The organism is Citromicrobium sp. JLT1363, from assembly GCF_000186705.1.
Lineage (GTDB): Bacteria > Pseudomonadota > Alphaproteobacteria > Sphingomonadales > Sphingomonadaceae > Alteriqipengyuania.
On record NZ_AEUE01000002.1, the window covers coordinates 196,533 to 221,385 of the forward strand.

Below are 24,853 nucleotides of genomic sequence, written 5' to 3' on the forward strand. Positions count from 1 at the left end.
TGCGCAGATGGCGGATTTCGAACTCACGGCCCGGATTCATGGCGGCGTTGCAGGGATAGACGCTGGCGAGTGGGATCGGCTGGCGGGCACGAACAATCCCTTCGTCAGCCACGCGTTTCTCTCTGCCATGGAGGATTCGGGCAGCGTTGGCCCGGGCACGGGGTGGCAGGCCGCCCCGGTCACGATTGCGGACGACAGCGGTACGATCCACGCCGCTCTGCCAAGCTATCTCAAGATGCACAGCCGGGGCGAATATGTGTTCGATCAGGGCTGGGCGGATGCCTACGAGCGCGCGGGCGGGCGCTATTACCCCAAGCTGCAGATCGCCGTACCTTTCACGCCTGCGACGGGGCCACGCCTGCTATGCGGCGAGCGGGAAGGCGAGGAAGCCTTTGCCGCACCGCTGCTGCGCGCAGCGGAGCAGGTATGCCTGGAGCATGGCCTGTCGGGCGCGCACGCCACCTTCATCGCGCCCGAGCAGGAGGCGCTGTTCAAGGCGGCGGGCTGGCTGATTCGCAGCGATCTGCAGTTCCACTGGGAAAACCGCGGCTACGCAGATTTCGATGCCTTTCTCGATTCGCTTGCCAGCCGCAAGCGCAAGAATCTGAGAAAGGAGCGCGCGCGGGCTCGCGAGGCGGTGGAAATCCGCCATCTTACCGGCGCCGACCTGACCGAGGATGTGTGGGATGCCTTCTGGGAATTCTACCAGGATACCGGGGCGAGAAAGTGGGGCACGCCCTACCTGACGCGCGAGGCATTCACGCTGCTGGGCGAGCGGATGGCCGAGAAGATCCTGCTGATCTTCGCTTTTCTGGATGGGGAGCCGGTGGCGGGCGCCATGAACGTGATCGGCGAGACCACGCTTTTCGGGCGCTACTGGGGATGCCGCATGGACATACCCTTCCTGCATTTCGAGTTGTGCTATTATCAGGCGATTGATGCGGCCATCGCGCGCGGCCTATCGCGCGTCGAGGCAGGGGCGCAGGGCGGGCACAAGCTCGCCCGTGGCTATGCGCCGGTACAGACGCGCTCTGCCCATTTCATCGCCGACCCCGGCTTGCGCGAGGCGGTGGCGGAATTTCTCGAGCGCGAGGCGCAGGGCATCGACGCGGAGCAGAATTTTCTGGAGGCGCGCACGCCTTTCAAGAATCCCTGATAGGTCAGGCAACCCGGCGGTGGTCGCTGAGCCACTGCCGCGCACGGCGCTGCGCTTCGGCGATTTCGCGCGCGGTCATCTCGTCGGAAATGTCGGCCCGGCACCAGGCGGCTTCCTGATGGCCCTGAGCTGCGGCGAGATTGAACCACTGGTGCGCCTCTATCAGGTCGCAGTCGAGCCCGTGCCCGCCAGTCGACCAGATCACGCCCAGTTCGTAGCAGGCTTCCGCATCGCCCTGGGTGGCGTCGCCGATCAGCCGGGCAATGGTGATGTCGGCAATATTGGCCGGCGCCGGTTGGGCATCGGCAGTCTCGATCGCAGTCAGTCGCATGTGAAATCCCCTGTCATTCTTGCGTCGTCGTTGTTGCGTCCCCTTCATCGCGGGTTTGGCCCGCAGATTCCTTTCAACCCTCTTATGGTAAACAGAGGGTTAAACCGGGCGCGGATTTCTGCGGCTTCGTGGTGGCAGGCGGGGGCAACAAGCCATTCGCCGCGTGTTCAGCCGCCCGCCCCCAAAGCGCGTCCGGCAATGGCGCGAGCCGGGATAAGCGCTTGTTCGCCCATGCATGGATGCTAAGAGCCGCGGCGCGAGACCAATGCCGCAAGGCAGGCGAGAGTCGATTGGACCGAAAAGGGTAAAGGACGAGATGGCCGCGACAGCGCTAAGCGATAGCGAAATCCTTGCCCGGGCCAATCGCGCCCTGCCTGCGGATTACACCCCGCAGGACGACGAAGAATACATGAACGAACGGCAGCAGGAGTTCTTCCGCAAGCTGCTGATCGAATGGAAACGCTCGCTCCGTACCGAAGCCGGCGGCACCCTCCAGAACCTGCAGGAAACGCCGCTGCGCGAACCCGATCTGACCGATCGCGCATCGAGCGAGACCGACTGGGGCATCGAACTGCGCACGCGCGACCGCCAGCGCAAGCTCATCTCCAAGATCGACGCGGCGCTGCGGCGGATCGATCAGGGCGAATACGGTTACTGCGAAGTCAGCGGCGATCCGATCGGGCTGCAGCGCCTCATCGCCCGGCCCGTGGCGACCATGACGGTGGAGGCCCAGGAAGCGCACGAGCGGCGCGAGAAGATCTCCCGCAACGATTAAGCGTCCGTCGCGCGGCGCTTAAGTGGGTAAAGCGCCGTTTAAACTTCTTTAGGCTGTGTCGGTCTAAAACGGTTTCCGTCCCTTCACGGGGCCAGCCGAGAAACCGAAACAAGAGCCGAAGGTTACCTACGCTTCATGACTGCCATCGAGACCCGATCGCTGAAGCGCGACAGCCTTTTCCTGTCCGCTGATGTCACGCTTGCCGAGGGCTCCGTGCCCGTGCGCGTGAAGGTTCGCAACCTGTCCGACGGGGGCATGATGGCCGAGGCCGCGATCAGTGTGGAACGGGGCGCGCGGCTGACGATAGACCTGCGCAATATCGGCCCGATCAAGGGATCGGTCGCCTGGACGCAGGACAACCGCTTCGGGATCGTGTTCGACGACGAGATCGATTCCAAGAAGGTCCGCGAGCCCGCTTCCGGCGGCGACAAGACGCCGCGCTATGTCCGCCCGTCTTCCATCGCGCCCGATTCGGCCCGCCAGGTCGACAAGAGCGCTCTTCGCAAAATCTGAAGAATAGCGCGCTGACCCGCGCGCTTCGCCCTGCTAAAGGCCGGGCGTGACCATGCGTTTTGCCCTTACGTGTCTTGCCGGCCTGGCGCTCGCCGCGTGCAGCGGCAGCAATGACGACGATGGCCTGTCGGTCGTCACCATAGGCCAGCCCGAATCGATCTTCGAGGAAGGCCTTCGCCTGCCGCCCGGCGCGCAAATGGTCCGCGATGCGACCAGTTCGGGGATCGTGGCGATCAATTCCGAAGGCGAGGTGGTGCCGGCGCTGGGCGAAAGCTGGATCGTCACCGACGACGGTCGCAGCTTCATCTTCCGCCTGCGGCAGGTGACCTGGTCCGATGGCGATCCGCTCACCGCCGAGCAGGCGCGGGCCAGCCTCGTCAGGACGATCGCCGCCCTGCAGGGCACCTCGCTCGGCCTCGATCTGCGCAAGGTCGAAGAGATTCGCGCGATGACGGGCCGCGTGATCGAGATCCGGCTGACCGGTCCGATGCCCGAATTCCTCCAGCTTCTGGCCCAGCCCGAGCTGGCGATCACCCGCGATGGCGAATCGATCGGCCCCATGCGGCTGCAGCGCGAAGGCGATACGGCGATCCTGGCACCCGTTCCGCCCGAAGAGATGGGGCTGCCCGAACGGGAGGGGGAGGTGCCGGGCGTGCCAATCCGGCTGCGCGCCCTTCCGGGGGAGGAGGCGAATGCCGCCTTTGCCGCGGGCGGCGCGGCCGCGCTGCTCGACGGGACGATCTTCACCCTTCCGCTGGCCGATACCGGGCCGCTGGCGCGTGGCACGATCCGGCTCGATCCCGCGCTGGGCCTGTTCGGCATGATCGTGACCAACGAACAGGGCTTCCTCGCCGAGGTGGAGAACCGCGAAGCGCTGTCCATGGCGGTGGACCGGGCCGCCCTGCTCGAACAGTTCAGCGTCTCGGGCTGGCAACCCTCGGCGCAGATCGTGCCCGGCGGCCTGCCGGGCAATCCCAACGTGAGAGGAGAGCGCTGGCCGGGCATGTCGCTCGACCAGCGACGCTTGCAGGCCAGAGCGCGGGTGACGGCGTGGAGCCGGGCAACCGGGCAGAATGCGCGCGTGCGGCTGTGGCTGCCCGACGGGCCCGGATCGGACCGGCTGATGAATGCGCTGTCGCTCGATTTCGCGACGATCGGCGTGGAGCTGCGCCGGGTCCCGTTCTCGCAGGGGGCGGACCTGGTGATGATCGACCGGCTGGCTCGCTACCCCGGTGCGCGCTGGTTCCTCAACCAGTTCAACTGCACGCTGCTGCCCGGCCCGTGTTCGCCCGATGCCGACGAGCTGGTTACCGAATCGCTGAAGGCCGGCGGCGCCGAAGAAGCGGACAATCTGCTGGCCGAAGCCGAAGGCGCGCTTCTTGCGCGCGAGGCCTATATACCGCTCGGCGCACCGGTACGCTGGTCGCTGGTGCGCAGCGGGCTGGAAGGTTTTTCGGAAAATTCGTGGTCCCGACATCCGCTTTATGCGTTGGCTGGGGTAGAGCCATGGTAAACAGGGGTCGCTGACACAGGGTTTGGGCAATCGGGGACGAATCGAATGGGCGATACGCGCAAGATGAACCTGCTCGGGGTGGAAGTGCCTGCCGGGAACGATCCGGCATCGGTCTACCGCCGTATCCAGATGATGGAACAGCTGATGGAGCGCAGCATGACGATCCCGGGTATCAACTACCCGATCGGGATGGATGCGATCGTCGGCCTGATCCCGGTGCTGGGCGACATCTTCGGGGTCGCCATGGGGACCTACATCGTCTGGGAAGCGCGCAATCTGGGCATGCCCAAATGGCACATGTCGCGGATGATCGGGAATGTCGCCATCGACGGGGTGATCGGTTTCGTCCCGCTGGTCGGCGATGTGGCCGATGTGGCCTTCCGGTCGAACACCCGCAATCTCAAGATCGTGAAGAACTACATGTGCAAGCACTACCCGGACGTTGCGGTGGTCGACTGCTGAACCCGTTTTGCGCTGACGCTCCGAAGCGCTAGGGCAGCGGCCATGCCAGCCAAAGACCCTCAGGAGGAGGTGACCTACGCCTCCTATCTCGATCTCGACCGCATTCTGTGCGCGCAGCATCCCCGCTCTGACGCGCAGGACGAGATGCTGTTCATCATCGTCCATCAGGCCAGTGAGCTGTGGCTCAAACTGTGCCTGCACGAACTGGAACCGGCGCGCGAGGCGATCGCGCAGGACAGGCTGCGGCCTGCCTTCAAGATGCTGTCCCGCGTGGCCCGTGCGCAGGAACAGCTGATCCAGAGCTGGAACGTGCTGAGCACCATGACGCCGCACGACTATTCGCTGGTGCGCCCGCATCTGGGCACCTCCAGCGGCTTCCAGTCCGCGCAGTACCGGTTGATGGAATTCATCCTCGGCGGGCGCAAGCCGAACATGGTGACGATGCACGAAGCCGTTCCGGAAGTGGCGGAGAAGCTGCGCGCGGAGCTTGCCCGGCCCAGTCTTTACGAAGAAACCGTGCGGCTGCTGGCCAAGCGCGGGTTCGACATTCCCGAGATGGTCCTGAATCGCGACCGCGACCAGCCCTGGGAGAAATCCGACGCGGTCGAGGCCGCATGGGTCAAGATCTACCAGAACCCGCACGATCACTGGGACCTCTACGAGCTGGCGGAAAAGCTGGTCGATCTGGAATACCACTTCCAGCGCTGGCGCTTCGGGCACCTGAAGACGGTGGAACGGATCATCGGCTTCAAGCGCGGCACGGGCGGCACGGCGGGTGTCGGCTATCTCGAAGGCGTGCTGAAGGAGGTGTTCTTCCCTGAGCTGCTGTCGGTGAGGACCGCGCTCTGATGGCTAAAGTCCGGGACATCTCGCAGACATTACGCCCCGGCCTTCCGGTTTGGCCCGGCGATACCGGGTTCGCATTCGAGCGGACCTGGCGGATGGAGGACGGATCGCCCGTCAACGTAGGCCGGATGACCATGAGCACGCATTCGGGCACGCATGCAGATGCGCCGCTGCACTATGCGAGCGACGGCGCGGATGCAGCCAGCATGAGTCTCGATCCCTATCTGGGGCGCTGCATCGTGGTCGATGCGCGCGGCGTGGAGGGCGCGATCGACATCGCCGATCTGCCCACGCTCGATTATGCCAACCGCGTGCTGTTCCGCACCTGGGATGCCTTCCCGCACGACCAATGGCGCAGCGACTGGCTGCCGGTTGCCGCCGAGACGATCGAATGGCTCGCCGCGCATGGCGTGGTGCTGATCGGCACCGACGCGCCCTCGGTCGATCCGCAAGAAAGCAAGACGATGGACGCGCACCTCGCGGTGCTGAAGCACGACATGCGCATCCTCGAAGGGCTGGTGCTCGATGATGTGCCCGCAGGCCACTACGAACTGATTGCGCTGCCGCTGAAGGTGGGCGGAGGCGATGCGGGCCTGTGCCGCGCGGTGCTGCGGGAGCTGCCCGATGAGTGATATGCTTGAGCGCGCGCGCGAGCTGGATGCCGCAGACGCCATCGCGCATTTCCGCGACCGGTTCGACCTGCCCGAAGGCGTGATCTATCTCGACGGAAATTCGCTGGGGCCACTGCCCAGGGCGACCCGTGAGCGGCTGCATCAGGTGATCGATACCGAGTGGGGCGAAGGCCTGATCCGCTCGTGGAACGAACTGCCCGGCGGCGGGGGCGACTGGATCGCCATGCCCCAGCGCGTCGGTGCGAAGATCGCCCCGCTGATCGGCGCGCAGGCGCACGAGGTGATCGCGTGCGATTCGGTTTCGGTGAACCTTGCCAAGCTGATCGGCGCGGCGCTGTCGCTGAACCCGGGCCGCAAGGTGGTGCTGAGCGAGCCGGGCAATTTCCCGACCGACCTCTACATGATCCAGGGGCACCCGCAGATCGAACAGCGGCTGGCCGAGCGCGATCAGATGATCGACGCGCTGGATGAGAGCGTGGCACTGCTGCTGCTGACGCATGTCCACTACAAGACCGGCGAAATGTTCGACATGGAGCGGCTGACGAAGGCCGCGCAGGATGTTGGCGCGATCGTGCTGTGGGACCTGTCGCATTCAGGCGGCGCGGTGCCCGTGGACCTGAACGGCGCGAATGCCGACCTCGCGGTGGGCTGCGGCTACAAGTACCTCAACGGCGGCCCCGGCGCGCCCGCCTACGCCTTCGTGGCCGAGCGGCATCACGGCGATTTTTCGCAACCGCTGACCGGCTGGTTCGGCCACGCGCAGCCCTTCGCCTTCTCCGACGAGTACGAGCCTGCCGAGGGCGTCAAACGCCTGCTCGCAGGCACGCCCCCGGTGCTGGCGATGGCGGCGCTTGAATCGGGCGTCGAACTGATCGCCGAGATCGGGATGGAGGCGCTGGTCGCCAAATCGCGCGCGCTGAGCGAGTTCTTCCGCGAGTGCGTGGGCGACCTCGATCTCGATCTGGTCAGCCCCCGCGATCCCGCGCGGCGCGGCAGCCAGCTGAGTTTCCGGCACGAGAACGCCTACGCGCTGTCGCAGGCGCTGATCGCGCGCGGCGTGATCGGCGACTTCCGCGATCCCGATGTCCTGCGCCTCGGCTTCGCGCCCGCCTACCTGCGGTTCGAGGATGTTGCCCAAGCCGCCCGCCACCTCGCGCAAGTGCTGGAGACGGGCGAATGGCAGCAGCCGGAGTTTCAGGAGCGGGCGGCGGTAACGTGATGGCGCGAACCCTCTTCCAAAAGGCATGTCCGGCGGGTTAGGCTTCGCGTCGCCCGCCTCGGGCCAGCCTTGCGGAGGATAGCATGCGCGAGAAAATGAGCCGCTACTCGACAGTATCGATCATCCTGCACTGGACGATCTTCGTCCTGATTTTCGCCAACGCAACCTTCGGGGGCTGGATGGAAGAGGCGAGCAGTGCCGACAAGTTGCAGTATTACGAGCTGCATCGGTCAGTCGGGATCACCGTTCTTCTGCTGAGCCTGGTGCGTCTGGGCTGGCGCTTCGCGCATCCCTGGCCGGCGTTTCCGGAGGCGATGCCCGCGTGGGAGCGCATCCTTGCCCGCACCACCCACGTGACCTTCTACGTGCTGATGATCGGCGCGCCGCTGCTTGGCTGGGCTGCCGCCTCGTCGGGCGGGGCGCCGGCGAGCGACCTGTTCGGTGTCATCCCGTGGCCCAACCTGCCTCTGGCGGACGAGAGCGTGTCCGAAACGCTGGGTTCCGCACACACATTGTCGGTAAAGGCGATCTACGTGGTTCTGGCGCTGCACGTTCTGGGCGCGCTCAAGCACCACTTCTTCGACAAGGATGTGGTGCTGGCGCGGATGGTGCCCTTCCTGCCGAAGCGCTCCTAGGGGAAGCATTTCGAGCCTGCCGTCGGCAGCATGGCGAATCGAGGGCGGCACGCTCTGCGTCGGCCGCCCCTCCGACGTCGTGAAGCCTGTCGCGTCACAACGCCCGGAAGCGTGAACCTAGTCCGCCTTCTCGTGCTCCGGGTGGATGACCAGCGTATCGATGGTGAGCGTTTTCAGAAGATCGCTCACCGTGCTGCCGATGAGGGCCTGGCGCCAGCCGCCGTAGCCATGCGAAGTCAGCGCGCACAGATGCGCGTCGTACTTGCGAATGGTCTTGTTGATGGCGGTAAGCGGCGATCCTTCGACCAGCTCCATGGTCATCTTCTCGCGGCATTCCGGGGATACATCCAGCTGCGCGGTAAAGCTGTCGCACTGTTCCTGCGCAGCCGAGGCCAGCTCCTTGCGGACATATTCCGCGTTCTGCCATGCCTCGTAGGGGACATGAAACGCATGGACGAGGTGCAGCTGCGCCTGCGGGAACATGCGGACCGCCGCTTCCACACCGCGCTTCGAAGCATCCGACAGGTCGGTTCCGATCACGATATGGTCGTAGGACGTGCGCGGTCGCTCCTTGGCGATCAGCACGGGGTAGGGCGAGCGGCGCAGCAGCAGGTCGATCGCGGTGCCGAGGAAAAAGTCGCCCACCGAATTGTAACGCGCCACACCGATGACGAGGCAGAAGGCGTCTTCGTCCTCCACCGCCTGCGCAATCGCGCGCGGGGCGGAGCCTTCGGGGAACAGGCAGCGATAAGAACCGGCATCCTCCGGCATGACCGAAGCGACGCGATCCTGCAGCGAAGGCCCGGTCTTGGTCTCGTTCTCGTCTTCGACTGCGTGGACCACCACCAGCTCGCGCCCGGTTTCGCGTGCGAGCCGGACGGCGCGATCCACCGCCCTGTCCGAACGGGGTTTGAAATCGGTAGCCACAAGGATGGGATGCTGAGTCACGATTACCTCCTGTTGGGAGGCACGTTAATTGGATGGCTCGCCGCCCGCAAGAAATTGCCGTGCGCGAGGTGCGCGCAGACCGCTCCCTATTCCTCCAGCTCGATGTCCCAGTAGAGCCAGTCGCGCCAGGTTTCGTGGAGATAGTTGGGCGGGAAGCTCTTGCCGTGCTGCTGCAATTGCCAGCTGGTCGGCCGGATGGGCTCCAGCATCAGTTTCATTCCCGCCTGTTTGGGCGTGCGCCCGCCCTTCTTCATGTTGCACGGCGCGCAGGCGGTGATGATGTTCTCCCACGTGGTCTTGCCGCCGAGGCGGCGCGGGACGACATGGTCGAAGGTCAGGTGGCTGGGGCTGCCGCAATACTGGCAGGTGAAGCGGTCGCGCAGGAACAGGTTGAAGCGGGTGAAGGCGGGAAATTCGCTGGTCTTCACGTACTGCTTGAGCGCGATCACGGAGGGCAGCTTCATGTCGAGCGAGGGCGAGTGAATCTCCCGCTCGTAGCTCGCGACGACATCCACCCGGTCGAGGAAGATCGCCTTGATCGCGGTCTGCCACGGCCAGATGGACAGCGGATAATAGGAAAGCGGAGTATAGTCCGCGTTGAGAACAAGTGTCGGGCAAGCCGACAAATTCCTCGTCGGGTCTTCATCTACGCTGCGGAACTGAGCCGCGCGGTCGATCAGATCGGCCTTGAACACTTCGCCGTGTCCTCCCCTGATGCGATGAAAGGACCATTTGCCCGCAAAAGCGTCAAGCCTATGACAAAGCAGGTATCCACAGAGCTTTTTGGCGAGTCGCACTTTTTTGCGGCTAAGGACGTCAAGATATGATCGTCACGCGCTTCGCCCCGAGCCCCAATGGCCCGCTGCACTGGGGCCATGCATACTCGGCCATTGTCGCCCATGATCTGGCGCATGCAGCGGGCGGCACGTTCCTGCTGCGGATCGAGGATATAGACGGCCCCCGCAGCCGCCCCGAACTGGCGGACGAATTCCGGCGCGATCTCGGATGGCTGGGGCTTGAATGGCGCGAGGTGCCCGCGCAGGGCACCCGGCTGGCAAGCTATGAGGCGGCGCTGGCCAGGCTGGAGACGCTCGGTGTGCTATACCCGTGCATCTGTACACGCGCCCGGATAGCGGAAGCCGCGAGCGAAACCGGCCCCGAAGGTCCGGTCTATCCCGGCACCTGCAAGGGCCGCACCGTGCCCGGGGGGGTGCCCGCTGCGCTGCGGCTGGATCTGGCGAAGGCGCTGGAGATCACGGGGCCGCTGGTGTGGGACGACGCCGTGGCCGGGCCGCAATCGGTCGGCGATGCGATCGATCGCCTCCCGCTCGGCGACCCGGTTCTTCGCCGCAAGGATCTGCCAGCCAGCTATCACCTCGCGGTGACTCTGGACGACGCCGCCGACGGGGTGACTCTGGTGACGCGCGGGCTGGACCTGTTTCATGCAACGCCGGTGCACCGCATCCTGCAGGCGCTGCTCGGCCTGCCCGTGCCGCGCTGGCACCACCATCGCCTGCTGCTGGACGAACAGGGCCGCAAGCTCGCCAAGCGGCGCGGCTCTCCCGCGATGTCGGATTACCGCGAACGGGGCGAGGATGGGCACGCCTGGGCGGAAAAACTGCGTACCGCACAATGGCCATGTGGCATTTCCATCGGTAAGGCCCACATCTGAACCATGAATACGATCCTCATCATCGCCCTCATCTTTCTCTCGATCATGGTCGTGGTCTCGCTCGTGCGCGGGATCATCGCCTTCCTGAAGACCACCAAGGTCGATCTGGAGAACAACACGAGCGAAACCGTGACCGAGATGCAGATCATGCAGAACAAGGCCATGTTCGACCGCATCAAGTATCAGGGCCTTGCGATCCTCGTGGTCGCGATCCTGCTTGCGGTTGCAAGCTAGGCGCGGCACCTGCCGCCCATGGTAAAGCTCAACAAGATCTACACCCGCACCGGCGACGATGGCTCCACCGGGCTCGTCGATGGCAGCCGGACCGCCAAGCACGCCGCCCGGATCGAGGCGATCGGCGCGGTGGACGAAGCGAACAGCGCGATAGGCCTCGCCGTCCTGACCGCAGTGGAGAGCGCAGACGATCTGCGCCGCATCCAGAACGACCTGTTCGATCTCGGCGCCGATCTCGCCACCCCCAAGGGTGCGCTGGACGGCGAGGGGTTCGAACCGGGCGAGATGGTGCTGCGCGTCGTCGATGGCCAGGTCGAGTGGCTGGAAAACGCCATCGACACGGCGAACGAGAAGCTGGAGCCGCTGACCAGCTTCGTGCTCCCCGGCGGCAACGAGGCGGCGGCGCGGCTGCATGTGGCGCGGGCGACCGTGCGGCGGGCCGAACGCGCGATGACCGCGCTGGCGCAGGTGGAGCCGGTGAACCCCGCAGCCCTGCGCTACATCAACCGCCTGTCGGACCTGCTGTTCACGCTGGCCAGGCTTGCCAATGACGGCGGCGCGGCGGACGTGACCTGGGTGCCGGGCGCAAATCGCTAAGCCCGCGCTAGCCAGCGCTGCCCATCCTCGCTAGCCAGCGCCCATTGCTGCACTCGCGAAGGACAAGGATCATCATGCAGACCATCGGTGTCATCGGCGCGGGCCAAATGGGCTCGGGCATTGCGCAGACCATCGCCCGGAACGGGATCGACGTACTGCTGACCGACCGCGAACTGGCGATTGCCGAAAAGGCGCTCGGGGGGATCGAACGCGCGCTGGGCAAGCTGGTCGACAAGGGCAAGATCGAGGCTGGCGATGCTGCGGCGACGCTGGGCCGGATCAAGCCGGTCGGCGATGTCGCGCCCATGGCGCAGGCCGACATGATCATCGAGGCCGCGACCGAGAAGGAAGCTATCAAGCAGGGCATCTTCGAAAACGCGAGCAAGGTGCTGGACGAAAATGCGATCCTCGCCAGCAACACCAGCTCCATCCCGATCACGCGGATGGCCAACTGGTCGCCCGATCCGGCGCGCTTCATCGGGCTGCACTTCTTCAATCCGGTGCCCGTCATGGCCCTGATCGAAGTGATTCCCGGCCTGGCCACCGCGCAGGAAACCACCGACCGCGTTACCGCCTTTGCCGAGCGGCTCGGCAAGGAAGTGGTTCTCTCGCAGGATGAGCCCGGCTTCGTGGTCAACCGCATCCTGCTGCCCATGATCAACGAGGCGGTGTTCGTGCTCGGGCAGGGAACGGCAAGCATCGAGGATATCGACAAGGGTTGCCGGCTGGGTCTCAATCACCCGATGGGCCCGCTTCAGCTCGCCGATTTCGTCGGGCTCGATACCTGCCTCGAAATCATCCGCGTGCTGCAGGACACCACGGGCGACACGAAGTACCGGCCCGCGCCGCTGCTGGTGAAATATGTCGAGGCCGGCTGGCTCGGCCGCAAGACGGGGCGCGGCTTCTACGACTATTCGGGCGATGCGCCGGTGCCGACGCGTTAGCCGGCGTCGGTCCGCTCGCTGCGTTCGCTGCGCCCGGAACCGCTCAAACCCCCCGCCCGTTCATGAGGAAAGGAGATTCCCCATGAGCGACAAGAAAAAGAACGAACTGCCCTCCGACTTCGATGGCGAACGGCTTCAGACCGACGAGCTCGCGCCCGAGAACGAGAATTCGGAGCAGGTCGGTTCCTACGATCAGGCGCAGACCGTGTCCGATCAGGCGCAGGGCGTGTCGACCACGATCCTGAATGCCGACAGCGAGCATGCGCCCAGCGGCCTTACCGCGCCCGACGCGCAGGACGTGGTCGATCACATGAACCAGATGGAACGCGGCAACACGGTCGACATGTCGGCCTACCGGGGCGAGCCCAACCACGACGACAATGTCGACAAGTTCGGCAAGCCGTCCAAGCTCGACGGATTGCGCGGCGATGGGACCTGATCCGGGTTGTGGCGGTCAGCCTTCGACCAGCACCCACAGCCCAATCGTAACGATTATCGCCCCGATGGCGACGCCCCAGGCCATGACCCTGAAATTCGGCGTCGGTATCGGGGCGAATTCGTGTGTGCTGAGCCGGGCCAGCGTTTTGCAGGCGCGCCTTTCCGCCGTGATCGCAAGCCAGCCACCGCCAAGGATAAAGCCGGTGGCGATCAGCTTGGGCATCCACGACGGGTCCCAGCTGCCGAACAGGGCCCGGAAGCCGAGCCCGATACCGATTGCGGCGAAGGCGGTGCGCATCCACCCCGCGAACGTTCGCTCCATCGCCATGATGTTGCGGTCTTCCGCAAGATCGGTCCGGAACTCGGCCCACTGAGTGCTCTTGTCCGGGTCTTCGGGGGGATCGTCCTGCGCCATGAGGACACAACCTATCGCCTGAGGCTGTAAACGCAAAACCAGCAAGCGTTAGCTTTCGCCGCCTTCGCGTTTCAGTTCGTACAGCATGTCGAGCGCCTCGCGCGGGGACAGCGCATCAACATCCAGCGCGGCGAGCTTTTCGCGCAGCGTGTCGCACTCCTCTTCCTGCGCCTGCATCGCGGCGGAAAACAGCGGCAGATCGCCGAGCCCGGCGGCCAGCCCGCCGGTTTCCTCGCGCCCCCGCTCCAGCTTCGCCAGCACCGCGCTCGCCCGGTCGACAACGCCCGGGGGAACGCCTGCAAGCTTGGCCACCGCGAGGCCGTAACTGCGGTCTGCCGGGCCTTCCGCCACCTCGTGCAGCAGCACCAGATCGCCCTGCCATTCGCGTGCGCGTACATGGTGCAGCGACAGCGCGTCGCAGGTTTCCGCGAGCCGCGCGAGCTCGTGGTAATGCGTGGCGAACAGGCAGCGGCAGCGGTTCTGCTCGTGGATCGCCTCGGCCACTGCCCAGGCGAGCGCCAGCCCGTCATAGGTGGAGGTGCCGCGCCCGACTTCGTCGAGGATCACGAAAGACCGCTCGGTCGCCTGCGCGAGGATCGCTGCGGTCTCCACCATTTCGACCATGAAGGTGGAGCGGCCGCGCGCCAGATTGTCGCTCGCGCCCACCCGGCTGAACAGGCGGTCCACCAGGCCGATCCGCGCCGAGCTCGCAGGGACGTAGCTGCCCGCCTGCGCCAGCAGCACGATCAGCGCATTGGCGCGCAGGAAGGTCGACTTGCCGCCCATGTTCGGGCCGCCGATCAGCCACAGGCGGTCTGTATCGCACAGCGCGCAGTCATTGGGGACGAAGCGCTCGCCCGCCCTGGCCAGCGCGGCCTCCACCACCGGGTGCCGCCCGCCGACGATCTCGAGGCAGGATGCATCCTGGATGGCAGGTGCACACCAGTCGCCCTCTGCGGCGCGTTCCGCCAGTCCCGCAGCGACGTCGATCCGCGCCAGCGCATCCGCGGTGCGCGCGATTGCCTCTCGCGCCTCTACCACCAGCGCGACCAGCGCTTCGAAATGCGCTTCCTCGGCGGCCAGCGCGTGGCCGCCCGCCTCGGCGATCCGGGTCGCTTCCTCGTGCAGGTGAACCGAATTGAACCGCACCGCGCTCGCCATCGTCTGGCGGTGGGTGAAGCCGCTGTCCGGCGCCATCAGCCTGTCGGCGTGCTTGCTTGGCACCTCGATGAAATAGCCGAGCACGCCGTTGTGCTTGATCTTGAGCGCGCTCACGCCGGTCTCGTCGCGGTAGCGCGCTTCCAGCGCCGCGATGGCCTTGCGTGCGTTGCCGCTCGTCTCGCGCAGCGAGTCCAGCGCATCGTCGTAGCCGCTTGCGATAAACCCGCCCGAAGAGCGCTCCGTGGGCGGGGAGGGCACCAGCGCACGGGCCAGCTCGTGCACCAATGCGCCATGGCCGGTGAGGCGGGGCAGCAGATCGTCGAGCAGGGCGGGGCGGTCGGGCAGCGCGGCCAGCGCCTCGTGCAGCACGCGCGCTTGCGCCAGCCCGTCGCGCACCTGGCCCAGATCGCGCGGGCTCCCGCGATCCGCCACCAGCCGCGCCAGCGCGCGGGCAATATCGGGGATCGCGCGCAGCGCCTCGCGCGTATCGCCGCGCAGGATTGGATCATCGTGAAACAGGCGGACCAGCGCCAGCCGCGCCTCGATCTGCGGCCTGCGGGCGAGCGGGGCGGACAGATCCTCGGCCAGCTGGCGAGCGCCCGCGCTCGTCACGCAGCGGTCTACGGTGCCCAGCAGGCTGCCCGTCCGCGCGCCGCCCTGCGTGGCGGTGATTTCCAGGCTGGTACGGCTGGCCTCGTCGATCGCCATGCACGCATCGCTGGCATTGATCCGAGGCGGGAGGAGGAAGGGCATCGCCCCGCGCCCGGCATGCTCGAGATAGGCGAGCAGGCCCCCCGCCGCCGCCAGCATCGCCCGGCTGAATTCGCCGAACGCATCGAGCGTGGAGACACCGTGCAGGTCCTGCAGCCGCTGGCGTCCGCGCTCGCTGGCGAAATCGCCTGCCGGGCGCAGCGTCGCCTCGGGCGGGGCGGCCTCCCAGTCCTCCGGCGTTACGATCTCGCGCGCGCCGAGCCGCGAGAGTGCGGCGGCGAGAGCGTCAGGCGTGCATTCCTCCAGCTCCATCCGGCCGGTGGAGATGTCGCAGGCGGCGATCCCCAGCGTGCCGCGCACCTCGCACACAGCGGCGAGCCGATTGGCGCGGCGCGGTTCGAGCAGCGCATCCTCGGTCAGCGTGCCGGCGGTGACGAAGCGGATGATCTCGCGCGCGACCAGCACCTTGGAGGACGGCTTGCCTTCCGCCTTGGCGCGGGCTTTCGCCTGGTCCGGCGTCTCGACCTGTTCGGCAATGGCGACGCGGTGGCCCGCACGGATCAGCCGGGCGAGGTATCCGTCCGCCGAATGCACCGGCACGCCGCACATCGGCACGGCCTCGCCCCCGCTCTCCCCCCGCGTGGTTAGAGCAATGTCGAGCACGCCCGCCGCCATCTTCGCATCGTCGAAGAACAGCTCGAAGAAATCGCCCATGCGGTAGAACAGCAGGCATTCGCCCGCCTGCGCCTTGAGCGCATGGTACTGTTCCATCATCGGGGTGAGTTTGGCGGTCACGATATCCGGCCTAGCGATCCTGCCCCCGATTCGGGAAGCGAGCGGCTGAGCGCTTTCCCCTGTCGGCTATGCACCGTCCCATGCAAGATTGCTTCGCGCGACCACTGGTGCGCGCGCGACGTTGCCTCTACGGCAGGGGCGAATATCGACGAGTACCGAGTGAACGAGGGCGCGAATGGCTGACGAAAACGACATGGGACCCAACGCGGGCTTCGAGGCACGCGAGGCGCTGCTCTACCATGAAGCGGGGCGCCCCGGGAAAATCGAGATCATCGCGTCCAAGCCCATGGCAACGCAGCGCGATCTGGCGCTGGCCTATTCGCCCGGCGTGGCGGCGCCGGTGCAGGCGATTGCGGACGACCCGGCCAATGCGGCGAAATACACCGCCCGCTCCAACCTCGTCGCGGTGATTTCCAACGGCACCGCGATCCTGGGCATGGGCAATCTGGGCGCGCTGGCATCCAAGCCGGTGATGGAAGGCAAGTCGGTGCTGTTCAAGCGCTTCGCCGATGTCGATGCCATCGATCTGGAGCTCGATACCGAAGACCCGGACAAGTTCATCGAAGCGGTCGCGCTGATGGAGCCCAGCTTCGGCGGGATCAATCTGGAAGACATCGCCGCGCCCGAATGCTTCATCATCGAGCAGGCCCTGCGCGAGCGGATGAACATTCCGATCATGCACGACGACCAGCATGGCACCGCGATCATCGCGGCGGCGGGGCTTATCAATGCGTGCCACCTGACCGGGCGCAAGCTCAAGGATGTGCGCATGGTCGTCAACGGGGCGGGCGCATCCGCGCTCGCCTGTACCGCGCTGATCAAGTCGGTCGGCGTGCCGCACGAGAACGTGATCGTGTGCGACCGGACCGGCCCGATCTATCCCGGCCGCGACAATGTGGACCAGTGGAAGAGCGCGCATGCGGTGGAAACCGAGGCGCGCAGCCTGGAAGAAGCGCTGGAAGGTGCGGACATCTTCCTCGGCCTGTCCGCGGCAGACGCGCTGAAACCCGAATGGGTGGAGAAGATGGCGAAGCAGCCGATCATCTTCGCCATGGCCAACCCCGTACCCGAGATCATGCCGGAGGACGCCAAGGCGGTTCGCCCCGACGCGATCATCGCCACCGGGCGCAGCGACTACCCCAACCAGGTCAACAACGTGCTGGGCTTCCCCTTCATCTTCCGCGGCGCGCTGGATGTCCGCGCCACCGCGATCAACGAGGAGATGAAGATCGCCGCTGCCGAGGCCATCGCCGGGCTGGCGCGCGAGCGCGTGCCCGAAGAGGTCGCCGCAGCCTATGGCAAGAGCCAGAAGTTCGGTGTCGACTACATCATCCCTGCCCCCTTCGACCCGCGCCTGATGGAAGTGGTGTCTTCCGCCGTGGCCGAAGCGGCGATGAAATCGGGCGTCGCGCAGTTCGAGATCGAGGATCTGGACGCCTACCGTCTGGCGCTCAAATCCCGCCTCAACCCGACCACCTCGGTGCTCACGCGGGTGTACGAGGAAGCCAAGGCCAACCCCAAGCGGGTGGTCTTCGCCGAGGCGGAAGAGGATGTCGCGCTGCGCGCCGCGATCCAGTTCCGCGATTTCGGCTACGGCACGCCGATCCTCGTCGGGCGCACGAAGGCCGTGGCGGACAAGATGCACATGCTGGGCGTGTCCGACCCCGGCAGCTTCGAGATCCAGAACTCCGCCGACAGCGAGCATGTGCCCGAAATGGTCGAGTTCCTGTACAAGCGCCTGCAGCGGCGCGGCTATACCGAGCGTGACGTGCGCCGCATGGTCAACCAGGACCGCAACGTCTTCGCCTCGCTGCTGGTCGCGCTGGGCCACGGCGATGCGCTGATTTCGGGCCTGACGCGCACCTATGCGCAGACCGCGCGCGAGATCGGCCGCGTGCTCGACCCGAAGCCGGGCGGCATTTCCTTCGGCATCCACATGCTGGTCGGCAAGAACCACACCACCTTCCTCGCCGATACGACGATCAACGAGCGGCCGACGTCGGAAGATCTCGCGCATATCGCGTGCGAGACGGCGGAAGTGGCGCGGCGCATGGGGCACGAGCCGCGCGTCGCCTTCCTTTCCTACTCCACCTTCGGCAACCCGCCGGGCAAGTGGCTGGAGAATATCCGCGACGCGGTCCACATCCTCGACGAACAGCAGCCCGGCTTCGAATACGAGGGCGAGATGGCACCCGATGCCGCGCTGAACGAAAAGGTGATGGCGCTGTATCCCTTCAGCCGCCTGTCGGGCCCGGCCAACGTGCTGATCATGCCCGGCCTGCAGTCGGCCAACCTGTCGGCCAAGCTGCTGCGCGAACTGGGCGGCGACGCGACGATCGGCCCGATGCTGGTGGGCATGGAAAAGCCCGTCCAGATCGTGCCCGTCACCGCGAACGTGCCCGACGTGCTGACGCTGGCGGTGCTGGCGAGCGCCGGGGTGGTCGAATAGGCCTGCTGGTGGAGCGATCCCCTAGAAGGGGATCTGCTCTCCCTTGTAGTTCACGAAGCGGTAGCCTGCTCCGCCGGCCTTCTCGACCACGTCGGCAAGGCCCTTGCAGCTTTCTTCCACGGTGATCTTGGCGTTCGGGCCGCCCATGTCGGTCTGCACCCAGCCGGGGTGGAGCGAGAGGACTTCCACGTCGCGCTCCTTCGCCTGCTGTTCGGCGATGCCCTTGGCCAGCATGTTGAGCGACACCTTGCTGACGCGGTAGAATTCGTACCCGCCCGAACTGTCCGCGATGGAGCCCATCAGCGAAGACATGAAGGCCAGCGTGCCGCCGTCCTTCAGCATCGGCAATAGCGCCTTGCCGACGCGCGCCGGGCCATAGGCGTTGGTCTGCATGACATGGGCGATCTCTTCGTCGGTCGCCTGTTCGGCGGACTGGTGCGATGCGCCGGTGATCCCCGCGTTGACGATGATCGCGTCGAGCGAGCCTTCGCCGAACTTGTTCTTCAGCCCGAGGTAACTGTCCGGCTCGGTCACATCGACTGTGACGATGTCGATCTCGCCCGCGCCGTGCAGTTCGTCGCTGCGCGTGCGTTCGCTGGCGACGACGCCCCAGCCCCGGCTTGCGAATTCCTTCGCAAGGCCAAGGCCGATACCGCGCGATGCGCCGACGATGAGGATTTTCTTGCTCATGGAATGTGCTCCTAGGCCGGATGGACCAGCGTCTTGAGGTTCATGAATTCGTGGAGACCGAATTCGGCCAGTTCGCGCCCGTGGCCGGAGCGCTTGATGCCTCCGAAAGGCGCTTCGATCTTCGATCCATTGACTGCGTTGAAAGTGGTCATCCCCGCTTCGATCGCGTTGGCGAAGTGTTCCTTCTCGCCCTCGTCGGTGGTCCACACCGCCGAGCCGAGGCCGAAGGGGATCGCATTGGCAATGGTGGTCGCCTCGTCGATATCCTTCGCCTTGTAGAGCTGCCCGACGGGGCCGAAAATCTCGTCCGTCCCGGTGTCGCTGGCCAGCGGCACATCGGTGAGCAGGCCGGCGGTCATCCACGCGCCGGGCCGGTCGATCTTCTCCGCCCCGAACACCAGCGTGCAGCCTTCGTCCTTCGCCTTGGCAACCTGATCGAGCACGGTGTCGCGCTGGCCCTCGCTCGAAAGCGGGCCGAGTTCGGTGTCGTCGTCCATCGGGTCGCCCAGCTTCACATCCTTGAGCGCGGCGACGAAACGGTCGGAGAATTCCTCGTAGATATCGGCATGCACGATCGTACGCTTGCCACAGATGCACGACTGGCCGTTGTTCTGGATGCGTGCGGTCACCGCGTCCTTCACCGCCTGGTCGAGATCGGCAGACGGCATGACGATGAACGGATCGCTCCCACCCAGTTCGAGCACGACCTTCTTCAGATATTTGCCTGCCTGGGCGGCGACTGCACTGCCTGCGCCCTCACTACCTGTCAGCGTGGCGGCGACGATCCGGTTGTCGGCGATGACATCGCCTATCGGGTCCGACGAAACGCACAGGTTCTGGAAAACTCCCTCGGGCGCGCCGGCTTCCAGCACCAGTTCCTCCAGCTTGTCCGCCACGCCCTGCACGATGCTGGCGTGCTTGAGCAGGCCGACATTCCCGGCGAGGATGCTGGGCGCGAGGAAGCGGACCACCTGCCAGTAGGGGAAGTTCCAGGGCATCACCGCGAGCACCGGGCCGAGCGGCAGCCAACGGCCTTCGGCCGTGCCGCCATCGCTCAGCTCCCACGTTTTCGATTCCAGCATCGGGGGGCCGTTTTCGGCATAGTGATGCAGCAGATCGGCGCACTTGCTCACCTCTGCGCGCGCCTGCGTGATCGGTTTGCCCATCTCGGTCACTGCGAGGCGGGCAAGCTCTTCGTTCTGCGATTCGAACAGACCGCCCAGCGCGTGGAGCACCTCGGTCCGCCGCGAGACCGAAATTGTGCGCCAGTCGCGGAAGGTGCGCGCCGCCGTCTCCAGCTTGGCGTCGATTCCATTCTGGTCGAGCGTTTCGTACGTGGCGATGGTTTCGCCGGTCGCGGGATTGGTTGTCTGGATCAAGATCGGTGCCTCCGGGCTGGCATTCATCCGATCAATCGCTGCCGTGGCCTGCCGTTCCACTCGGCGCAGCGTCGCCCTTCATCGAAGGCCGCGCAAAAGAAAGCGGGCGCCCGGTCTGGCCGGACGCCCGCGCTTGGGTCGTATGAGGGTCAGGCTCAGGCGGCCTGCTTGTTCACGTCGCCAACCGCGATGTCGGTCATCGCGCGGTCGCCTTCATAAGTCTGGTCGAGGCATTCGTTGAGCTTGGCCGCTTCGTCGTCGAGGCCGAGGCGCTTGGCGAAGGCGACCACGCAGCCATAGCCCGCAAGACCATAATGGGTCATGCGCTGGTACTGCGTGATGATCATCGCATCGCGCACCGCATCATCGCCGAATTCGGCGTTGACGACATGCGCGTCGACTTCCTTGACGATGCCTTCCATGCCCTTGCAGAATTCACCGGTCGGCTTGGCATCGTGGCCTTCGATGATGGGCTTGAGCGTATCGATGCCGCTCTGAATGCCATCGACGCCGCGCTTGAGCGCAGCCTTCAGCTCCGGATCGCTTGCGCGCTCGTGCAGCTTCTTCGTCGCTTCGAGCGATTGGCGGTCGGCGCTGTAGATGTCCTGCAGCTGGTCGATGTAGACGTCTTTGAGGGTATTGAGTGCCATGGTGTCTTTGCTCCTTGGGGGTGTACCCAAGAAGCGCGCAAACCCGCGGGATTGTTCCGAAATCCTTGTCCACGGCGCGATACGCCCAAGGACAGATCGCGCTAACGGGCCGGGTAGATGAGGATTACATCCGGACGCGCGTGAAACGCCGTTCATCCGGGAGAGCGAGGGCAGCCTCCCCCCTCATGTGGGCGCGGCGCCAGAAGATGGCGCTTCCTCGACGCACAAGATGGCCGCGAACGTGGTGGAGCCTGACCCCGCCGTGGCCGGTCAGGGACGTGTGCGCCATGTCCCTCACGATCTCCGGCCGGGAAATCCGCATTTCGGTGTAGTCGAGCAGCGCGGTGCGCCCGCGGGAGACCCGCGCCTTGTTGAGTTTGCCGCGCGAGAATTCCCGCTGGGCGATCTCTCCGCTGCGAAGCAGCAGGACCGAAAAGGCGACCATCAGGGGCCCCGCCAGCCATGATGCCTGCGCGACAAGATGGTCGGTCCAGCCCTTCGATCCTGCGGGCGAAGGTTGTGTTCGTCTGGCGCGGAAGTGGCGGCACAGAAGGTCGATCGACTGGTTCTGATGTGTCATCCCGAACCACTCAGGGTCCGGGTCCAGCGCATGGTCGAGGTCGAACGCGAAGCAGGTGGGCGTGACCTCGGGCGGCCCCCCCGGCCGTTCCCAGACGAGCGTCATCTCGCCCGTGCGCCCGCTCTCGTCTGCCTCGACCAGCAGGCCGACTCTGGGTTCCTCGTATGATTGCTGCCCGTCCAGATCGTAATCCCGCCATTCGAGCCAGAACGTCTCTGCCGGAAGGCGAACCAGATCCAGGCAATCCGCGAGGAGATCCGCCTGATCGATGACGAGCGACTTGGCGAGCGAGCAGACCTGATCGTCCAGCACGAACCGGCGATCGGCCAGCGCGATCCGTGCTCCCAGCTGGATCGGTCCCGCAAGATGGGACGGCATCGTGACGCCCGACTTCACCTGATCGAACAGGTGCATGCTAGCCGCGCGCCGCCTGCAAGGGCACGCGATCTTCGCCGCTGCTCGCAGTCAGCCGGTTACAGAACATCGTTGCGAGTTCCGTAGCGCTGATCAGCGGTGCGGTGTCTTTTCCGTCCGCCGCGGCAAGCGCCGACATCAGCGAGAAGATGCGGTCGATCTCTTCGCTGACATTCGGAACGATGGGGACGCCGCGCAAAGCCATCCGCAGCAATCGCCGTTCCAGCCTGACCGAGAGCGGATCACGGATTCGCCCGCGATAGGCCGGCTCGGCGCTGGCGATCTGACCGGTTGCGATCAGCGCGAGAATTTCCCGATGGGCCTCCCCGGCAAAGCTCTTGAGCAGATAGTCCGCGAAAGCGAACAGGACGTCGTCAAGCGCCAGCTCCCCCTTGGCGCCGCCATCGTTCGGATCGAAATGCAGGCCATTATCGATCCGGGCGACGAGTGCCTGGACGACCGCGTCGAACAGGCAGTCCCGGTCGGCAAACTGATTATACAAAGTGCGCCGCGACAGGCCTGCCCGGTCGGCCACGTCCTGCATCGTGACCTGGGCAGGCGATCGTGTTCGCAGTTCCGCCCTGGCCGCGTCGATCAGCGCCTGGCGCGGGGGAATCGATGCGGGAGCAAGGGCTTCGCCTGCTCTGATCGGGATGGTGTCGTGAAACATCGGGCGTGACCTCCGCAAGCGAAGTTGCGGGAGCCCGACAGCCGCCACCACCGCTATGTCATTGATGACACCGCAGAATATGCAGGCGCAGCGGCGCTCTTACGAGCGACCGGATTTTCAGGATGAGCGACCGCCCGTCATCGCGTCAGTCGGTCGCATAGATCTTGCCCAACCGGTCCCGGTATTTCCGGCCGACAGGCACGAGCTCGCCCGATTGCATTTCCAGAACGCTGCCGCCCCAGCTGTTGCGGGTCACCGCCCTTACCCGATCCGCCCTGACCGCGTGAGAGCGATGAACCCTGATGAAGCAGTCGGCCGCTTCGTTTTCGAGGAAGGTCCCGATGGGGCCTTGCTGAAGGTAGCTGCGCTGTTCCCCGTGAAGCCTGACGTATCCGCCTTCCGCCTCCACGCGCTCGATCTCGCCCAGATCGACCCGGATGATGCCCTTCCCCTGGCGCACCCACAAATCGGGCATGTGCCCGCTGTCTTCCTGCAGGGAGCGCAAACTCGACAATTCGGACTGCAGCTCGGAGAGCCGGCGTTCGGCGTCGCGCGCATGAAGCGCACTGCGCGCCCGCAGAACCGCATCGTGCAGACGCGAGAACCTGACCGGCTTGGAAAGAAAATCGGCCGCACCGGTATCGAACGCCCGTGCCGCGAAGTCCGGGAAGGCCGTGACGAATACGAAAAGCGGCGGCGTTTCGGCCTGGTTCTGCCTGCCCAGGGCCTCGACCACATCGAAACCGTCCAGCCGCGGCATCTCGATATCCAGAAACGCCAGATCGGGCCTGCTCCGGCCGATTGCGTCCAGCGCTTCCTGCCCATTGGTCACCTGGCCCACGATCTCGATTCCCCCGACCGTGTCGAGGAGCTTGGCGAGCCGCTTGTTGGCCAGCGGCTCATCGTCCGCGATCAGCACGCGCAACACGCTCATGGTGCCATCCTCAGCGGAAGACGGATGACGACCCGGAAGCCCATGGGAAGTGCCTGGGCGCTCAGCGAGGCGGCATCTTCATGGAGCGCGCGCAGACGTGCCTCGATATTGTGCAGTCCCGCGCCGTTGCGGGATGGGGCTGCCCGGGGCGATAATCCCTCGCTTCGCGTATCCTGCACTTGCAGCAGAAGGTCTCCGTTGTCGGCCCGCGCCTCGATCTCGATCAGGATCCTGCCGGTGCTGCGGCCTGCCGAATGCTTGATGACGTTTTCGACCAGCGGCTGCAGGATGAGCTTGGGCACAAGGGCGTAGGCCAGCTCGGGCGGCGCTTTCACCTCCACGTCGAGACGGTCGGGGAATCTCACCTTCTCGATGGCGAGATAGCTCTCCTGCGCCTCTATTTCATCGCGCAGGGGCACCTCGTGTTCCGGGCCGGCGGCAAGCACGCGCTGGTAATATTCGGCCAGGTTTTCGACCATCCCCTCCGCTTCGTCGAGGTTCCGGTCCGATAGCAGGGAGGCAACCGAGTTGAGCGCGTTGAAGAGAAAATGCGGATTGACCTGATATCGCAGCGCCTGGAGCTCGGCCTCGCGGACCAGTCGGGTGATCCGGTCGAAACGGTCCTGACGTTCGCGCAGCTTGACCGAATACTGGACCGTCAGAATGGCAATGGTGATGGCAAAGAAGAGGTGGGAGAAGCCGGTCCACATCCCCACCAGCCTCTGGAACGCGGTCTGGTCCGGGCTGAGCTCGGGGAACACTGCCAGATTGAGGAGCGCGTAGGGGATCGGTGCGAGCCATGCGACCGCCAGAACCATCAGCCCCCTCAGCCAGATCGGCCGGTCCCAGGCGAAATCGACGAGCGCGACGACCCCCAGGCTGATGACGATCCCGGCGCCGACCGGGATCAATCGGCGCAGGGGGACCAGCTCGGCATTCGACAGGACCATGCTCCCGGCGAGGGTCAGGCTCAGGTAGTGGAAAAGCCAGACCGCGAGTATGGCCGCGACCGAAGGAAGCCAGATCGAATATCTGGAAGGCCCTCCCACGCTGCGGAAGGCGCTTGCGTAGTCGTTCAAGAGCATCATGC

General features: G+C 65.5%; 27 protein-coding genes. 15 read left to right on the top strand and 12 right to left on the bottom strand.

All coding sequences use genetic code 11. The features are described 5' to 3' along the window. Positions 1-7: 7 nt before the first annotated feature. On the top strand, positions 8-1,156 hold the full coding sequence (locus tag ADAD_RS0103445) for a GNAT family N-acetyltransferase (RefSeq protein WP_029139882.1): 1,149 nt from the start codon (positions 8-10) through the stop codon (positions 1,154-1,156). 4 nt (positions 1,157-1,160) lie between these two features. On the opposite strand, the gene ADAD_RS0103450 is transcribed toward ADAD_RS0103445, so the two are convergent. Next, positions 1,161-1,487 carry an SEL1-like repeat protein gene (locus ADAD_RS0103450; protein WP_010409732.1) on the bottom strand — a complete coding sequence of 109 codons (327 nt, stop codon included), beginning with the start codon at positions 1,485-1,487 and terminating at the stop codon, positions 1,161-1,163. 316 nt (positions 1,488-1,803) lie between these two features. On the opposite strand from ADAD_RS0103450, the gene dksA reads away from it, so the two are divergent. From dksA to ADAD_RS0103490, 8 genes are all read left to right on the top strand, one after another. Next, positions 1,804-2,262: an RNA polymerase-binding protein DksA gene (gene dksA, locus ADAD_RS0103455; RefSeq protein WP_010409735.1), complete on the top strand. Its 459-nt coding sequence runs from the start codon at positions 1,804-1,806 to the stop codon at positions 2,260-2,262. A gap of 135 nt (positions 2,263-2,397) precedes the next feature. Next, positions 2,398-2,775, top strand: coding sequence for a PilZ domain-containing protein (locus tag ADAD_RS0103460; RefSeq protein ID WP_010409738.1), 378 nt, complete (start codon positions 2,398-2,400; stop codon positions 2,773-2,775). A gap of 52 nt (positions 2,776-2,827) precedes the next feature. Next, positions 2,828-4,288, top strand: a complete 1,461-nt coding sequence (locus tag ADAD_RS0103465) for an ABC transporter substrate-binding protein (RefSeq protein WP_010409740.1) — start codon at positions 2,828-2,830, stop codon at positions 4,286-4,288. 45 nt (positions 4,289-4,333) lie between these two features. Beyond that, entirely contained in the window at positions 4,334-4,750 is a 417-nt protein-coding gene (locus ADAD_RS0103470) for a DUF4112 domain-containing protein (protein WP_010409745.1), read from the top strand. A 42-nt stretch (positions 4,751-4,792) separates the two neighbouring features. Next, the gene (locus ADAD_RS0103475) at positions 4,793-5,599 is read left to right on the top strand and encodes a tryptophan 2,3-dioxygenase (protein WP_010409749.1); all 807 of its coding nucleotides are present in this window, start codon (positions 4,793-4,795) and stop codon (positions 5,597-5,599) included. Beyond that, the gene (kynB, locus tag ADAD_RS0103480; protein ID WP_029139883.1) at positions 5,599-6,228 is read left to right on the top strand and encodes an arylformamidase; all 630 of its coding nucleotides are present in this window, start codon (positions 5,599-5,601) and stop codon (positions 6,226-6,228) included. The genes ADAD_RS0103475 and kynB overlap by 1 nt, the downstream gene beginning before the upstream one ends. A gap of 1 nt (position 6,229) precedes the next feature. Then, entirely contained in the window at positions 6,230-7,447 is a 1,218-nt protein-coding gene (gene kynU, locus ADAD_RS0103485; protein ID WP_010409757.1) for a kynureninase, read from the top strand. A gap of 83 nt (positions 7,448-7,530) precedes the next feature. Beyond that, positions 7,531-8,082, top strand: a complete 552-nt coding sequence (locus ADAD_RS0103490; RefSeq protein ID WP_010409761.1) for a cytochrome b — start codon at positions 7,531-7,533, stop codon at positions 8,080-8,082. Positions 8,083-8,199: 117 nt separating this feature from the next. On the opposite strand, the gene ADAD_RS0103495 is transcribed toward ADAD_RS0103490, so the two are convergent. Beyond that, positions 8,200-9,030 (bottom strand): universal stress protein, encoded by an 831-nt coding sequence (locus ADAD_RS0103495; protein ID WP_237700730.1) that lies wholly within the window; start codon positions 9,028-9,030, stop codon positions 8,200-8,202. Between the two features lie 86 nt (positions 9,031-9,116). After that, positions 9,117-9,725, bottom strand: coding sequence for an HNH endonuclease (locus ADAD_RS0103500; RefSeq protein WP_010409771.1), 609 nt, complete (start codon positions 9,723-9,725; stop codon positions 9,117-9,119). A 128-nt stretch (positions 9,726-9,853) separates the two neighbouring features. Between ADAD_RS0103500 and gluQRS the strand changes: the two genes are divergently transcribed. The 5 genes from gluQRS to ADAD_RS0103525 all read left to right on the top strand — a co-directional run bounded on the left by gluQRS (position 9,854) and on the right by ADAD_RS0103525 (position 12,916). Further along, positions 9,854-10,702, top strand: coding sequence for a tRNA glutamyl-Q(34) synthetase GluQRS (gene gluQRS, locus ADAD_RS0103505; RefSeq protein ID WP_010409773.1), 849 nt, complete (start codon positions 9,854-9,856; stop codon positions 10,700-10,702). A gap of 3 nt (positions 10,703-10,705) precedes the next feature. Further along, positions 10,706-10,936 carry an HIG1 domain-containing protein gene (locus tag ADAD_RS0103510; protein WP_010409777.1) on the top strand — a complete coding sequence of 77 codons (231 nt, stop codon included), beginning with the start codon at positions 10,706-10,708 and terminating at the stop codon, positions 10,934-10,936. An 18-nt stretch (positions 10,937-10,954) separates the two neighbouring features. After that, the gene (locus ADAD_RS0103515) at positions 10,955-11,533 is read left to right on the top strand and encodes a cob(I)yrinic acid a,c-diamide adenosyltransferase (protein WP_010409779.1); all 579 of its coding nucleotides are present in this window, start codon (positions 10,955-10,957) and stop codon (positions 11,531-11,533) included. A gap of 74 nt (positions 11,534-11,607) precedes the next feature. Then, positions 11,608-12,477, top strand: coding sequence for a 3-hydroxyacyl-CoA dehydrogenase NAD-binding domain-containing protein (locus ADAD_RS0103520; RefSeq protein WP_010409783.1), 870 nt, complete (start codon positions 11,608-11,610; stop codon positions 12,475-12,477). 82 nt (positions 12,478-12,559) lie between these two features. Further along, a complete protein-coding gene (locus ADAD_RS0103525) occupies positions 12,560-12,916 on the top strand; it encodes a hypothetical protein (RefSeq protein ID WP_010409786.1) in 357 nt (118 codons plus the stop codon). A gap of 15 nt (positions 12,917-12,931) precedes the next feature. On the opposite strand, the gene ADAD_RS0103530 is transcribed toward ADAD_RS0103525, so the two are convergent. Next, a complete protein-coding gene (locus ADAD_RS0103530; RefSeq protein WP_010409788.1) occupies positions 12,932-13,330 on the bottom strand; it encodes a YidH family protein in 399 nt (132 codons plus the stop codon). Positions 13,331-13,378: 48 nt separating this feature from the next. Further along, entirely contained in the window at positions 13,379-15,976 is a 2,598-nt protein-coding gene (gene mutS, locus ADAD_RS0103535; RefSeq protein WP_010409790.1) for a DNA mismatch repair protein MutS, read from the bottom strand. A 196-nt stretch (positions 15,977-16,172) separates the two neighbouring features. On the opposite strand from mutS, the gene ADAD_RS0103540 reads away from it, so the two are divergent. Further along, entirely contained in the window at positions 16,173-18,446 is a 2,274-nt protein-coding gene (locus tag ADAD_RS0103540; protein ID WP_010409791.1) for an NADP-dependent malic enzyme, read from the top strand. Positions 18,447-18,467: 21 nt separating this feature from the next. On the opposite strand, the gene ADAD_RS0103545 is transcribed toward ADAD_RS0103540, so the two are convergent. The 7 genes from ADAD_RS0103545 to ADAD_RS16280 all read right to left on the bottom strand — a co-directional run bounded on the left by ADAD_RS0103545 (position 18,468) and on the right by ADAD_RS16280 (position 24,851). Continuing rightward, entirely contained in the window at positions 18,468-19,136 is a 669-nt protein-coding gene (locus tag ADAD_RS0103545) for an SDR family NAD(P)-dependent oxidoreductase (RefSeq protein WP_010409794.1), read from the bottom strand. A gap of 11 nt (positions 19,137-19,147) precedes the next feature. Continuing rightward, complete coding sequence (locus tag ADAD_RS0103550; protein WP_029139884.1) at positions 19,148-20,515, bottom strand: NAD-dependent succinate-semialdehyde dehydrogenase; 1,368 nt, start codon at positions 20,513-20,515, stop codon at positions 19,148-19,150. A gap of 155 nt (positions 20,516-20,670) precedes the next feature. Then, the gene (locus ADAD_RS0103555; protein ID WP_010409798.1) at positions 20,671-21,165 is read right to left on the bottom strand and encodes a YciE/YciF ferroxidase family protein; all 495 of its coding nucleotides are present in this window, start codon (positions 21,163-21,165) and stop codon (positions 20,671-20,673) included. A gap of 124 nt (positions 21,166-21,289) precedes the next feature. After that, a complete protein-coding gene (locus ADAD_RS0103560) occupies positions 21,290-22,159 on the bottom strand; it encodes a hypothetical protein (RefSeq protein ID WP_010409800.1) in 870 nt (289 codons plus the stop codon). Position 22,160: 1 nt separating this feature from the next. Beyond that, positions 22,161-22,829, bottom strand: coding sequence for a TetR/AcrR family transcriptional regulator (locus ADAD_RS0103565; RefSeq protein ID WP_010409802.1), 669 nt, complete (start codon positions 22,827-22,829; stop codon positions 22,161-22,163). A 145-nt stretch (positions 22,830-22,974) separates the two neighbouring features. Beyond that, a complete protein-coding gene (locus ADAD_RS15440) occupies positions 22,975-23,763 on the bottom strand; it encodes a LytR/AlgR family response regulator transcription factor (RefSeq protein ID WP_010409804.1) in 789 nt (262 codons plus the stop codon). After that, a complete protein-coding gene (locus ADAD_RS16280) occupies positions 23,760-24,851 on the bottom strand; it encodes a sensor histidine kinase (RefSeq protein ID WP_010409805.1) in 1,092 nt (363 codons plus the stop codon). The genes ADAD_RS15440 and ADAD_RS16280 overlap by 4 nt, the downstream gene beginning before the upstream one ends. Positions 24,852-24,853: the final 2 nt, after the last annotated feature.